The 13,409-nt window shown below is 61.2% G+C and carries 11 protein-coding genes; 9 read left to right on the top strand and 2 right to left on the bottom strand.

Going from position 1 to position 13,409, the window contains the following annotated elements:
- Positions 1 to 2,214 carry a glycoside hydrolase family 3 N-terminal domain-containing protein gene (locus J1N60_RS11380; RefSeq protein WP_312907522.1) on the bottom strand — a complete coding sequence of 738 codons (2,214 nt, stop codon included), beginning with the start codon at positions 2,212 to 2,214 and terminating at the stop codon, positions 1 to 3.
- A 230-nt stretch (positions 2,215 to 2,444) separates the two neighbouring features.
- Here J1N60_RS11380 and J1N60_RS11375 point away from each other — a divergent pair, with 230 nt between their 5' ends.
- From J1N60_RS11375 to J1N60_RS11335, 9 genes are all read left to right on the top strand, one after another.
- Complete coding sequence (locus J1N60_RS11375; RefSeq protein WP_312907520.1) at positions 2,445 to 3,794, top strand: extracellular solute-binding protein; 1,350 nt, start codon at positions 2,445 to 2,447, stop codon at positions 3,792 to 3,794.
- Positions 3,795 to 3,797: 3 nt separating this feature from the next.
- Positions 3,798 to 4,790, top strand: coding sequence for a carbohydrate ABC transporter permease (locus tag J1N60_RS11370; RefSeq protein ID WP_312907518.1), 993 nt, complete (start codon positions 3,798 to 3,800; stop codon positions 4,788 to 4,790).
- Positions 4,791 to 4,792: 2 nt separating this feature from the next.
- Positions 4,793 to 5,623 (top strand): carbohydrate ABC transporter permease, encoded by an 831-nt coding sequence (locus J1N60_RS11365; protein ID WP_312907516.1) that lies wholly within the window; start codon positions 4,793 to 4,795, stop codon positions 5,621 to 5,623.
- An 85-nt stretch (positions 5,624 to 5,708) separates the two neighbouring features.
- Entirely contained in the window at positions 5,709 to 6,866 is a 1,158-nt protein-coding gene (locus tag J1N60_RS11360; RefSeq protein WP_312907514.1) for an ABC transporter ATP-binding protein, read from the top strand.
- 866 nt (positions 6,867 to 7,732) lie between these two features.
- The gene (locus tag J1N60_RS11355) at positions 7,733 to 8,365 is read left to right on the top strand and encodes a universal stress protein (protein WP_312907513.1); all 633 of its coding nucleotides are present in this window, start codon (positions 7,733 to 7,735) and stop codon (positions 8,363 to 8,365) included.
- Between the two features lie 563 nt (positions 8,366 to 8,928).
- Complete coding sequence (locus J1N60_RS11350) at positions 8,929 to 9,132, top strand: hypothetical protein (protein WP_312907512.1); 204 nt, start codon at positions 8,929 to 8,931, stop codon at positions 9,130 to 9,132.
- 1 nt (position 9,133) lies between these two features.
- Positions 9,134 to 9,259, top strand: a complete 126-nt coding sequence (locus tag J1N60_RS11345; RefSeq protein WP_312907510.1) for a hypothetical protein — start codon at positions 9,134 to 9,136, stop codon at positions 9,257 to 9,259.
- A gap of 81 nt (positions 9,260 to 9,340) precedes the next feature.
- Positions 9,341 to 9,478, top strand: a complete 138-nt coding sequence (locus J1N60_RS11340) for a multicopper oxidase domain-containing protein (RefSeq protein WP_312907509.1) — start codon at positions 9,341 to 9,343, stop codon at positions 9,476 to 9,478.
- 43 nt (positions 9,479 to 9,521) lie between these two features.
- Positions 9,522 to 11,048 (top strand): SagB/ThcOx family dehydrogenase, encoded by a 1,527-nt coding sequence (locus J1N60_RS11335; protein ID WP_312907508.1) that lies wholly within the window; start codon positions 9,522 to 9,524, stop codon positions 11,046 to 11,048.
- Between the two features lie 1,268 nt (positions 11,049 to 12,316).
- Here the strand turns inward: J1N60_RS11335 and J1N60_RS11330 are convergent.
- On the bottom strand, positions 12,317 to 12,751 hold the full coding sequence (locus J1N60_RS11330; protein ID WP_312907506.1) for an ester cyclase: 435 nt from the start codon (positions 12,749 to 12,751) through the stop codon (positions 12,317 to 12,319).
- Between the last annotated feature and the right edge of the window lie 658 nt (positions 12,752 to 13,409).

Below are 13,409 nucleotides of genomic sequence, written 5' to 3'. Positions count from 1 at the left end.
TCAGTACGCCGAGTCGACGTCGACAGTCGTAGACTGGTCGCCACAGAAGAGGGTGAAGGTTCCGGGTTCGACCGTCTTCCGTCCGTCGGAATCGATGACCGCGAGTGCGTCGTTTGGAATCGTCACGTCGACGGTCGTTGATTCGTCGACGTCGAGGTCGACCTTCTCGAAGGCAACGTGCTCTCGGACGGGTCGAACACGGGAAGAGACCTCGTCGCGCAGGAACACGTCGAGCGCTCGAGAACCGGCGCGGTCGCCGACGTTCTCGACGGTGACCGAGACGGAGACCGATTCGCCCGGACCGATCGACGAATCAGCCGCCTCGAGGTCGCGAATCTCGAAGTCGGTGTAGCTTAGTCCGTGGCCGAACGGGAACAGCGGGTCGTACGAATCGGGATGTTCGTCGTCGCCGATCGGCGTCGGATGGGCGAGCTGGTCGAAATGCGACGGGAGGTGGCCCGTCGACCTCGGGACCGAGATCGGGAGTCGTCCCGACGGATTGTGCTCGCCGAACAACGTTTCCGCGATCGCCGTCCCCCCTTCGCTGCCGGGGTAGTAGGACATGAGGATCGACGGAACCTCCGCGGCTGCCCACTCGACCGCGAGCGGCCGGCCGGTGATCAAGACGAGCACCGTCGGCGTTCCCGTCCCGTGGATTCGCTCGAGGAGGTCGCGCTGGACGTCCGGGAGTTCGAGTTGCGTTCGGGTGGGGAACGAGCCGGTTTCGCCGGCGACCTGCTGGGGACCGAACTCGTGGTAGTACCAGTTCTCACCGAGAGCCACGACGGCGACGTCCGCGTCGGCAGCGGCGTCGACGGCGGTGTCGATATCGTCTGGCTCGTCGATCCCCGCGCCGCGCTCGTGTCGAACGGTGGTCCGCTCGTCGACCGCGGCTTCGACGCCCTCGAGCAGGGTCGTCCCCGCGTCGGCCACCGGCTGCTGGACGCTCCAGCCGCCCAACTGGTTGCGTAGCGAATCAGCGTTCGGGCCGGTAACGAGCACCTCGTCGAGCTCGGAATCGAGCGGGAGGACGCCGTCGTTTTTGAGCAGGGTCTGGGACTCACGGGCGGCCTCGAGCGCCGCGGCGCGGTGCTCGGGTGCACCGACGGTGGCCGTCGCGGCCCCGGGCTCGACGTAGGGGTCGTCGAACAGCCCGAGGTCGACCTTGAGTTGGAGAATGCGGCGAACGGCGTTGTCGACGCGGGATTCGGGGAGTTCGCCGCTCTCGACGAGGTCGCGGACGTGCGCCGCGTACTCGGCACGTCCGATCGAGATGCTGTCGAGGCCGGCGGTAATCGCCCGCCGCGCGGAGTCGCGTCGGTCGCGTGTGACACGATGGTCCTCGTGTAAGTGATCGACGCCGCCCCAGTCGGAGACGACGGCGCCGTCGAATCCGAGGCGTTCTCGCAGGAGTTCGGTCAATATGTGGGCAGAGCCGTGAGCAGGCTCGCCGTTGACGGCGTTGTAACACGGCATCACCAGCGAAGCCCCGGCGTCGATCGCGGCTTCGAACGGCGGCAGAAACGTACGGTGGAGCGTCGCTGGATCGCACTCGACGGCGCCGGTATCCTCGCCGCCGGTCGGATCGCCGTACGCCGGGAAGTGCTTGATCGTCGCGGCCACGCGGTGGTCGCCATCTGACTCGAGGCCGCGGACGGTCGCGGCGGCGAACGCGCCACAGAGCAGCGGACTCTCTCCGAACGTCTCGAAGGTTCGCCCCCACCTGGGATCCCGGGCGACGTCGCCCGTCGGAGCGTAGTTGACGTTCGCGCCGGTCGCGCGCATCTCTTTCGCGGTGATCTGCCCCCCGGTTCGTGCGAGCGGTGTCCGGCGAGTCGCGGCCAGGCCGAGCCCGTGGGGGAAGACCGCCGCGTGATCGACGTAGGCGTGACCGTGAACCGCGTCGACGGGAATGAAGAGCGGAATCCCGTGGTCGGTCTCCTCAACGGCGGTGCGTTGCACCTCGTTTGCCACCTCAGCGACGCGTTCGGGGTCGTGAAACCACGAGACGCCGATACCGAAGGCTGCGACGGTACCGAGGTGGTGGTCTCGGATCATCGCTTTGGCGTCGTCGACCGTCACGTCCTCGCCGCCCATCGATCCGACCCACGTCCCGACGAGCTGGCCGACTTTCTCCTCCAGGGAGAGTTCGTCCAGAATTGCGTCCGGATCGGGGACTCTAGTCCCTAAGCTATCGACTCGTTGTTGAGCCATACGCCATGCAGAACCACGGAGGAAATAAAGACTGCGGTCGTCCCCGCTTCGAGCGTGCGCGGGCGTATGAAGTACTACTGCAGCCGTTCCCGAACTCGGTTTAGCAGCAGTCTTCGTGCCCGAGGCCGTCGTGAGTAGGGCGGTCGGAGGAGGTGACGAGCGAACGTTGCCACCCTTCCCGTCATCATAGTAGTAACATTTATTACGACAGCCTATGAGCAGGGTAGTGTATGTCACGCAGAGGTGACTCCAGCATCTCGCGACGCGAACTCGTGGGTGTGATGGGAGCAAGTGCGACGGCAGCGGCGCTCGCAGGGTGTGTTGGACTCGGAGACAACCCCGGCGAACAGGACGCAAGTGGCGTTCCGACCGACGCGGAGCTGTCCGACAGCCTGCAGATATGGAGCCTGGGGACGCAACCCGACGGTCTCGAGGTGGTCGCCGAACAGTACGTAGAAGAGACCGGCGACGACGTCGACATCCAGGTCGAGGAGCTCGGCTACGGCGAACTCCACGATTCTCAGCAGGCGGCGGTCGCGGCCGGCGACGGCGGTCCCGACGCCGGCGCCTACGAGGGTCGGTGGACGAACCAGCTCATCGGCACGGGCGGGCTGATCGATCTCGAGGACGAACTCGACGAAGAGACCGTAGACGGCATGGTCGACTGGACGTGGGACATGCTCTCGGACGACACCGGCGACGGTCGGTACGGCGTTCCGATCGACATCGCGCCCGTCGTTACCTTCTACAATCGGGAACTCTACGACCAGATCGGTATCTCGCCGGAGGACATCGAGACGTACGACGACGTCATCGAGTACGCAGCCGAACTGCCTGATGACGTGTCCTGGATGGGGATGGGAAGTGGCGTCCTCGAGTGGCGCTGGGAGATGCTGTTACGCCAGCAGGGCGGCGAGGTCTACAACGAGGAGGGAAATCTCATGATCAACACCGAGGAGACTCGCCGGGCAGCCGAACTCATCAAGGAGCTGTACGAGACGGACACGGCGATCGACGAGGAGGAGTTCACCGAACCGTGGGTCACGGGCCTCTCCGGGAACCAGATCGCGACAGTCACCAGTGGCGCGTGGATGGCCGGCGCGCTCATCGGTACGGTTCCCGACATGGAGGGGCAGTGGGGAATCCACCTCCCGCCTGCCGTCACCGAGGGCGGCGGCCGGGCGACGAATCACGGCGGCTCGAACATGGTCATTCCCAACCACAAGGAACCGGAGACCATCGCCCGCGCCTGGGACTTCCTCGACTTCGCGCTGACGAACGAAGAGCAGGTGATGACCATCGCCAAGGAAGCGGGCATCTTCCCGCCGCTCGAGTCCACCTACGACGACGACTGGTGGGAACAGGGACAGGAGTTCTTCGGCGGGGATACGTACGAACCGATCGTCGACGTCGCCACCGACATCCCGACGATGCGGCTGACCGCCGATCACCGCGAGGTGTACGATCGGATGGGCGACTTCCTCGCGGATTACGTCGTCGACAACTACGACTCTGCCGAAGCGATGGCCGAAGACGCCGAACAAACGCTGGCCAACGACCTCGGTCGGGAGATTGCCTGATACATGTCGCTACGGGACAAACGGCGGGTGCAGTCGGTAAAAACGAGGCTCCGTACCACGCGCAACGGCGTCCGCGACTCGCTCCCGAGCTTTCCGGGCGTTCCGTACCTGTACATCCTCCCGTTTTACGTGCTCTTCGCGCTGTTCATGGCGTTTCCGGTCGCGTACACGTTCTACCTGTCGTTCTTCCGGTATCACGGGCGCGGATCGGGATACATCCTTGAGATCGATCTGTTCGTCGTCGAAGCAGGCGTGCCCCGACTGTCGAACCTCGAGTTCGTCGGACTGGCCAACTACCAGCGGCTGTTTGGCGACGCGCTGTTCCTTCAATCGGTGGAGAACACGATCGTCGTCATGCTGTTGCAGATGCCGTTGATGGTGCTGGTATCGCTGCTCGTCGCGTTGATGCTGAACGCGAAATTCATGCAGTACTCGGGGTACTTCCGAACGGCGATTGCGCTGCCGGTCACCGCGAACTACGTCGCGTACTCGGCGATCTTCCTCGTGATGTTCGCCGAAAACTTCGGGTTCATCAACTACATGCTCGGCGCTGCGGGGTTGCCGACCGTTCCGTGGCGCTCCGACGGGTTCTGGGCCAAAGCCTCGCTGGCGGTCGCGCTGGACTGGCGATGGATGGGCTACAATATGCTTATCCTCTTCGCCGGTCTGCAGGGAATCGACCGGCGGCTCTACGAGGCTGCGGAAATCGACGGCGCGAACCGATGGGAAAAGTTTCGGTACGTCACGCTCCCCCAACTCAGACCGATCATGTTGTTCGTGATTATCCTCTCGACCATCGGTTCGCTGCAGTTGTTCGCGGAACCGATGGTCATCACCGACGGTGGCCCAGCCAATCAGTCGATAACGGTCGTGATGTACATGTACCAGGAGGCGTTCAGCCGGTTCAATCTGGGGTACGCGAGCGCGATTACCTACGCGCTCGTCGTATTCGTCACTATCCTGGCGTACGTCCAGCTGAAGATCGGAGGTGAGTGATCATGTCGACAACTCAATCGAAGGATCCGCTTCCCGTCCGATTCGCCGTCTACATCGGACTGCTCGTCATCGTCGCGATCACGTTCGTTCCGCTCTACTGGATGATCGTCGCCGCGTCGCTTCCCCAGGAGGAGTTCTTCACCCTCCCGCCGCGGCTCCTCCCGGGAACGCACTTCGTCGAGAACGTGCAGGCTCTCGAAGCGCGGTTCCCCTACCTGCGCAGCGTCTGGAACAGCGTCTTCGTCGCGACAGTTTACACGATCATCTCGCTGTTTCTGTGTGCGCTCGCGGGCTTCGCGTTCGCGAAGTACGAGTTTGCGTACCGGGAGCCGCTGTTTTATTTCATCCTGGCGACGCTCGTGTTGCCGGTTCAGATCATGGTCATTCCGATGTACCTGCTCATGGCCCAGCTCGGGTTACTCGACACCCACCTCGCGTTGATACTGCCGTTCCTCGCGAATCCCGTCGGGATCTTCCTCATGCGCCAGAGCATGCTCTCGATCCCCGACTCGTGGCTCGACGCCGCGCGAATCGACGGCGCTTCGGAGTTCCAGATCTTCTATCGCATCGCACTGCCGGCGATGAAGCCGATGTTAGCCGCCCTCGCGGTTATACTCTTCATCTCCCAGTGGAACATGTTCCTCTACCCGCTGGTGATCTTAGAGAGCGAGGAACTGTTCACGATCCCGCTGGCGATCGAACGGCTGACTGGTCACCACCGAATCTACTTCGACCAGATCATGGCCGCGGCGACGATCGCGATCATCCCGATGATCGTCCTGTTCCTGTGGCTACAGGATCACTTCGTCCGCGGGTTCACGAACTCGATGTAATCGGTTCGTGCCTCTCACCGTTCTCGGTTCACCCGTTGCCCATACCCGGCACATTAATACTGATGGAGTGATAGCATACACGCGAATGACGTCGATCGAATTAGCGAGCGTTGACAAAATTTACGACCCCGACGGACAGGCCGTCCAGGCGGTCGACGATCTGAACATCTCGATCCGAGACGGCGAATTCCTCGTCTTCGTCGGCCCCAGTGGCTGTGGCAAGACGACGACGCTGCGAATGATAGCCGGCCTCGAGTCGGTTACGTCGGGATCGATCGTCTTCGGCGACGAGAACGTTACCGACGTACGGCCGCGCGAGCGGGGCGTGGCGATGGTGTTCCAGGACTACGCGCTGTATCCACACATGACCGTCCGGAAGAACATCGGGTTCGGGCTGCGGCTGTCATCGGATCACTCGGAGCGAGAGATCGAACAGCACGTCGAGGAGACGGCCGAGATGCTCGGCATCGAGGAGCTCCTCGAGGATCAACCTGGCGAGCTCTCGGGCGGCCAGCAACAGCGCGTGGCCCTCGGGCGAGCGATCGTCCGCGATCCGACCGTCTTCCTGCTCGACGAACCGCTGTCGAACCTCGACGCGAAGCTTCGCGACGTCATGCGCAAGGAAATCCTGCGACTCCAGCGAGAACTCGAGGTGACGGCGGTCTACGTCACGCACGACCAGACCGAGGCGATGGCGATGGGTGACCGTGTCGCCGTGATGAACGAGGGTGAACTGCAACAGGTCGGGCCGCCGGAAGAGGTCTACCTGAGTCCGGCAAACGAGTTCGTCGCGGGATTCCTGGGCAGCCCGAGCATGAACTTCGTGACAGCGACGGTCGACGCGGTCGACGGGAGGGTGCAGTTCGACGGTCCGGGGACGTTCACCTATACGGTTTCGGACGATTCGCTCGCCTCGAGTATCGAGAGGTACGATCGGCTGACCGTCGGCGTCCGACCGGAAGACCTCTCGATCGTCGACGATGGCGGCTTCTCCGCCGAGGTCACTGTCGTCGAGGCGATGGGCGACGAAAACGTCGTCTACCTCGAGGTCGGCGACGTGGAGCTAACCGCCCGTATCGACTCGCACATCCGATTCTCGCGGGGCGATCAGGTCAGACTCGACTTCTCCGACGACGACCTGTACCTGTTCGATCCCGACACCGGCGAGGCACTCGAGACGAAGAAAGCGCGGACGGTTGACTACGCCGATATGCAGCAGGCGGATGCGACCCACCTCGGATAATGGACACCAAGCAGACGCGGACGAGAGCACTGCAGTACCACGTACGGGACGACGTACGACGGTGACACTGTCGGCCGATCAAACGAGATTGTGATCGGCGTAGACCAGTCCTCGAGCGCCTCGAGACTGCGTCGCGAGTGCTGCGAGCCTCGCCCGACATTGGTTAGATGTACCTGCCGCCCAATGGTCAGTGTTCAGATGCGGAGGATCGAGTAAGATATGTAGATCTATATCTGTTTTCCAACAGTTGTTGAACCAGTGTAATCGAAACAGTTCCTAAACGAGTGAATCTGTATTTTTATCCATCTATTTATACATTCGGCGGCGTTTCGAGCTCGTGGCGGTCGTATTGAACTCGAAGCCCACGGCAGGAAAGTGCTGCGTGTACACAATGTGAAGAATCAACCAGAATCGCGGTGGTGGAGACGGTGTTTGTCAACGGATCCGGCAAGAAAGCTCAAGGTGATAGCGGTATTCCCGTTGGAAACAGCCACGCGAGCAGGCAGTCGTTGATTTACAGGCCGGCGGCGGCAGGCAGCCACTCCATTGTCGGTGAGCCGGATGATTGTTTCGTCGATGGTAGTGCAACTTAGCGAGTTCCCATCTGGAGACTGTCGCTCTGCTTTTTGGACCCAGTTGTGGTCAGGGAATCGAGCCTGCTCGATACCAAACCTCTCGAATACGAATACAGTATTTAAAATCGAGTACTAGTGGGAATCAGGAGTCGGAACACGCACGAGATGCTCATATTTCCCAGTTTTCCGACTATTTTCACGGTGCATTGAATCCACAGGAACGCCGTCGAAACGAGGCCAGTCCAGAAACGACCCCGAGAATATAATGAGGGAGGCTGGTGACGATCGAGTATGTACCGGACGATTCTGCTGCCGACTGACGGAAGCGACGCCGCAAACAGTGCCGTGGGACAGGCCTACGAGGTAGCCGATCGCTTTGGCGCGACCGTTCACGTACTCTACGTGATCGACGTCGAGCAAAACTACTCCTTCGAAGCGTCCGAAGAGGAGTTGGCCCAAAGGTTTAGAGAAGAGGGTGAGACCGTAACGGAGGAAGCGGCCCGCCGGGCGCCGGAAGGCGTCGACGTCGTCACGGCCATCGAGGAAGGGTCACCGCACCAGTGCATTCTCGAGTACGCCGACGAACACGGTGCGGACCTGATCGCGATGGGGACACACGATCGACGCGGTCTCGATCGGTTCCTGATCGGGAGCGTCACGGAGCGCGTCCTGCGTGGGGCAGACGCGTCGATGCTAGTGACGCGAACGGCGGCAGAGGCCGGCGTCGAAACCGCCGAACGCGCGATCGAAATCGCTCGAGACGTGCTCGTCCAGGAAGGCCACGAAGACGCGACCGTGCTCGAGGAACCGTACGAACAGGGCGGGTACTGGATCGTTCGGACGGAAGCAGATAACGAGCAGTACAACGTGCACATCGAGCGCTCGAGCGGTGACGCCCGGGTTGCTCGGATCGAGAGACGGTGACGGTGACCGATAACTGGTAACTGATGAGTGGTGATAGGCAACTGACGCCTGCCCCGTCGAACTCGAGTCGTCGAGGCACGTTATTCTCCGTCTCGGAGAGCTGACTGAACGTGGCAGGAACCCGGCCACCTGCACTGAACGACGCTGGTGTTTTGATGCAGACGGCGTCGTCGACGAGCTTTCGCAGTCGCTCGGCAGTCGCTGGCGGCCAACTTACGACGAAGAGGCGTAGAACCGGAATTCGCGTGGCTGGAAGGCAGAACTCGAGATATCCGGTTGCTACGATAATCCCTCTGAACTGGCGACGGGGAGGAAGGTACCCGTCACCAATCCCAGGTCAGGGTCTACTAGGTGGGTACTGATCGGGTCGATACTGTCGCGCACGGTAGATAGCGCGACAGATTGTCGTAGTGGTGCGATTACTATCAATCTCGTCGCGATTCCCACTCACTTGTAATCGGCCCACGCGGTCAAAACGCAACGTTCGCTGATCCCGTCTAGCGGGGGCTCAGTTTGCGTAGCGGGATAGGATTGGAAGTGCAAACGATCCGAAATGGTGGACTGTGCCGATTCGACTCGACCCACAGATTAGCGACGCAGCTGTTCACACGCCGGAAATTTTCGGCGAACAGAGCAGTTACGCCGAGTATCACGTCGCCGACGAATCGGTCGTCACCCGAAAGCCCAAGTCGCTCACTCACGGAGAGGCGGCAGCGCTCCCCCTCACGGGCGCGACCGCGTGGGAGGTGAGTCGTCGACCGTGGTGACGTGACCGCCGGCGAGACGGTGCTGATCCACGGCGCCGACGCCGACGCGTGGACTATCGATGGGGAGGTGTACCCGGACGCCGACCCGCTCGTAGCGAGAGCGATCACGTCCGCGTCCGGATGGTGAACCGCAGCCTGACGATTCACCCGTGCACCTCCACGGTCACTTTTTCAGGTCGGCGACGCTGTCAAGGACACTGTCCTCGTCGTGCCCCACGGCGATCAGGTGACGTTCGACTTCCGCGCAACCAATCCGGGCGACTGGCTGTTCCACTGTCACAACGTCTACCACCTCGAGCGGGGGGATGGCTCGCGTGTTCGTATACGAGTGAGGAATACCTGGTAAACCACACCCTGGATTGATTGGGACTGCCGTAGAGGAGACCACTATGGTCAGCGCCCTCGAGTACCACGAGCGCACCAAACATTCCCCGCGGAGCGTCCGGGAGAGCGGCCATCGGCTCGATTTCGACAACAAGCCTCGCCCCTTCAAGCGCTACGAGAACCTCCCGCGACAGGCGCTATCGGAGCGTGTTCGCGTGACCGGCATTCCTGCGCTGTCGGCGATCACGTCCACCCACGCCGATTTCTCGCACGAGCGAGCCGTCGACCTGGATGCGCTCACGGCGCTGTCGTACTTCTCGACCGGAATCACGAAGCAACTCACCCGCCAGGGCCGCGAACTACTCTTTCGCGCCGCGGCCTGCACCGGGGCGCTGTACCACGTCGATCTGTACGCGGTCTGTGGCGACCTCATGGATCTGAAAGCCGGCGTCTACCACCTCGAGCCCCGGTCGCTGTCGCTCGACGTGCTTCGCGAGGGGGATTACCGGGGTGTGCTCGCGGCCGCCAGCGATCACGACGGCGTCGCGACTGCACCGGTCACGTTCGTCGCGACGTCGACCTGGTGGCGAAACGCCTGGAAGTACCGCGACCGGACGTACCGTCACGCGTTCTGGGATTCGGGAACGGTTCTCGCGAACCTGCTGGCGACCGCGGAATCGCTTTCCCTCCCCGCAGAGGTTGTCCTCGGGTTCGCTGACGAGCGCGTCGTCGAACTGCTGGGTGTCAACCCACGACGGGAAGCGCCGCTCGAACTCGTCCCCGTCGGCGCCGGTAATCGTGCGCCCGACGCACCCACCGTCGAATCAATCGATCCGGCGACTGCGGCGCTGTCACCCGAAGAGAAGGAGTTCCCGCTCGTCCACGACGCCTGGCGGGCGAGTACGCTCGAGAGCGGAGACACCGCTCGTGAGTGGCGCTCTTCTGCACGAGCGCAATCGGTCGGACGACGAGAAGGCGGTGATGGAGACCGGATCGAACTCGACCCGGTCGATTACGAGACGGAGTCGAAGCGGCCGCTACACGCGACGATCCGTCGCCGGGGCTCCTGTCGCGCCTACGAGCGCGAACCGGTTAGCTTTCGGAAATTTTCGACGGTGCTCGATCGTGCCACACGAGGCGTTCCGCTCGACGGTCGCGAATCCGACGCCTCGCCGCTCCAGTTCGTCGACGCGTACGTGCTCGTCAATGGCGTCGCCGACGTTCCGCCCGGCGTATACCACTACCACCCCGAGGCGGGCGAACTTGAGCGCCTGGTCGACGGCGAGTGTCGCGAGGAGGCAGCCCACCTCGCGCTCGACCAGCGCCTCGGCGGGGAAGCCGCGGCCTGCGTGTACTTCCTGACGGACCTCGAGGCGGTCGTCGATCGACTCGGGAACCGAGGGTACCGACTGGCACAGCTCGAGGCGGCGGTGACCGCCGGTCGTTGCTATCTGGCGACCTACGCACATCGTGATCTTGGCGGAACCGGGCTCACGTTCTACGACGACCGCGTGACGTCGTTTCTGTCCCCGCGTGCCGACGGACAGACGCCTATGTTCCTCTACACGTTCGGCAAACCGGAGGAGACGTGAACCGTGTGATCGCATAGATAGCATCTATCGATGTGCATCCATCGCTGAGCCGACTTGCGGGTCGATTGCACCAACCTGCTCTCGCAACCACCGACCATATTGATATAGCATTTAGTGGTTTATGGGCGGGTTTCAGCGAGCATCCGTGATTACTCGATGATTCGGGACGAGCGTACTCTCTCGTGTCGTCAGCTATTCTGATTCCGACGGACGGAAGCGATGGCGCAGACGAAGCGATTGAAGTGAGCCACGCACTGGTGAATCAGTTCGCCTCGACTATTCATGCGCTGCTGTCGTCAACGAACGGTTCGTCGCTACTGACTACGACGTGGCCGACGAGGAAGCCGATTGCAAAGCCGAACGAGCAGTGGATAGGCGAGCAAGCGAGAAACGTAATCGCGATTGACGTCAAAAACCCCACAGGACTGGGATTCCGCATAGAGAGATTCTTCGAGTCATCGACGAGTACGAAGGTTTTTCGTGACAGTGGGTACACACGGACGGAACGGTCTCGACCATTTCTTCAGGCCGAGAGCGTTACCGATCGTGGAATTCGTCGGCTTTGGTACTCGTTCGTACAGTTTTCAAACCAGGCTTCAGAAAAGGGGACTCTCGAGCAAGTGACGTTCACCTGGGAGCAGCTAATCGACGACGTATGTCATGTAGCAGAAATGGGCGCGAACACAGTACAGAGCAAGTCAAGATTCGACTGACTAGGTCAGTCAGAACGACCGTAAGGGGCGCACACTTGCGTCCAGAAAGAGGAACACCTCGTTCACGTGAGTCCCGGATGGCAGGCAGGCGGAAAGAGTGTGCGTGCCTGCAGCTCGATGCTACCGTATTACCGACGCAGCATTCTGATGAACAACTCGACGTACTCTAAGAACGAGACAGTCGGTGTTCCGGGTAGATATACTGGGGGTTCGGACTGATCGAGCGGGTCGTTGAATTTGGCCGAGTTCATACACCAGTTACAGTCCAGAGGTATTTATGTATTCGTAAATATAATACAGGAATTGAAAACTAATGTTCGTGATTGTTGGGTGCTGGCGTGGTGATGAGAATCACTGGTCGCCAGTCGCGGCAATCCACTGACCTGCAGGTACAGAGTATTTAGCTGAAAAACGGGTATGGGCTGAACGCAATTTCGTGTGAGGTCGAGGTATGAAAAGATCCGTCGGATCGATCAGATACTGCTGTATCCCTGGCCTGAACATGGCTCAACAACCAAGTGAATCGAAAAAACGATGGGGCCCCAGTAGCCCGAGTTATGCGGTTTGCAGTGTCGTGACCCCCAACTGTCGGAGCATCCCGAGTACGTCGGGCCTGACTCGACGCTCCGCTATCTTTCCGTCCTCGAGGCGCAGAAACGCCATTGCCCCGATTTCGAACGCATTCCCGGTCGGCTCGTATCCCATGAACACTCCCTCGTGTGTTCCCCGCTGTGTCATCCGGACAACGACCGTGTCTTTTTCCGCGACGGTCTCTTCCGGAGTGACGACGAAGTCGGGAAACGCCTTCCGTAGTTCCTCCGTGGTTTCCACGACCGCCTCACGGCCCGTTGTTTCGCCCAGTGAAGTGGAATCGACGATATCCGCGTCCAGAAACTCTCTGGCTGTGTCGTAGTTGCTCTCGTTGACGAACTCGTTCGCGAATCGACGAACGATCTCTTTGTTTGTCCTGGTTTCCGATACTGATGCCATAGTCTCCCTCGCACAATCGTACGCTTGACTCGGACCCTCGCGCGCCTCGGTGGCTGAAATCTAAACGAAAAGCAGCGCGAGTTCCCTGCCCCATCGTGGGCGGGGGTGAAGCGCGTCCGCTCGGCTGCGTCCCCGTTTTTAAGTATCGGAACGCCGTACTGTTGATTGGAACCCACGTTATCGGCCTCGCAAAACCCGCGCACCCATTTCGGGGTAAGACGCGGTGCGCCGGGCCTGTGTCGCGCCCTCGTGAAGGGGCGGACGCCCACGGACACACCCGCCACGGCAGCAACAGACGACCTCTGTTGCGGTGGCACTCCCAGTGTGTTCGGGTGTTACTGGTTCTACGCGAGTCTCGCCAGAGACGAGCGCGGGCGGAATTAAATTCGCCACCGGTCGTTCCGCTGGCCTCGTGCCAGAGACCATGGCGAAGCCACGGGCCACCGCGCCCGTGGTACTTCACTGCAAGTGTACGTTACGCCGCAAACCGCGTCAACGGTTTTCTCAGTATTTCCGGAGTCTTCTGCCGAGAGGCCTTCTTCGAAGTCAGATTCGGTCAAGCCGTTGGTCGATAGCACTGCTCTGGTGTGGTATCGGGCTGAATGCCAATTCTGGACCTTGCACGTCATTGTCGAGATACGTACGTGAATGACTGTGT

The organism is Natronosalvus caseinilyticus, from assembly GCF_017357105.1.
Classification (GTDB): domain Archaea; phylum Halobacteriota; class Halobacteria; order Halobacteriales; family Natrialbaceae; genus Natronosalvus; species Natronosalvus caseinilyticus.
This window is presented reverse-complemented; position numbering and strand designations above follow the sequence as displayed.

Coding starts and splice junctions, on each gene's coding strand:
- J1N60_RS11365 (WP_312907516.1), top strand. CDS start 4,793: ATGTCGACAACTCAATCGAAGGATCCGCTTCCCGTCCGATTCGCCGTC.
- J1N60_RS11355 (WP_312907513.1), top strand. CDS start 7,733: ATGTACCGGACGATTCTGCTGCCGACTGACGGAAGCGACGCCGCAAAC.
- J1N60_RS11370 (WP_312907518.1), top strand. CDS start 3,798: ATGTCGCTACGGGACAAACGGCGGGTGCAGTCGGTAAAAACGAGGCTC.
- J1N60_RS11330 (WP_312907506.1), bottom strand. CDS start 12,751: ATGGCATCAGTATCGGAAACCAGGACAAACAAAGAGATCGTTCGTCGA.
- J1N60_RS11360 (WP_312907514.1), top strand. CDS start 5,709: ATGACGTCGATCGAATTAGCGAGCGTTGACAAAATTTACGACCCCGAC.
- J1N60_RS11380 (WP_312907522.1), bottom strand. CDS start 2,214: ATGGCTCAACAACGAGTCGATAGCTTAGGGACTAGAGTCCCCGATCCG.
- J1N60_RS11375 (WP_312907520.1), top strand. CDS start 2,445: ATGTCACGCAGAGGTGACTCCAGCATCTCGCGACGCGAACTCGTGGGT.
- J1N60_RS11335 (WP_312907508.1), top strand. CDS start 9,522: ATGGTCAGCGCCCTCGAGTACCACGAGCGCACCAAACATTCCCCGCGG.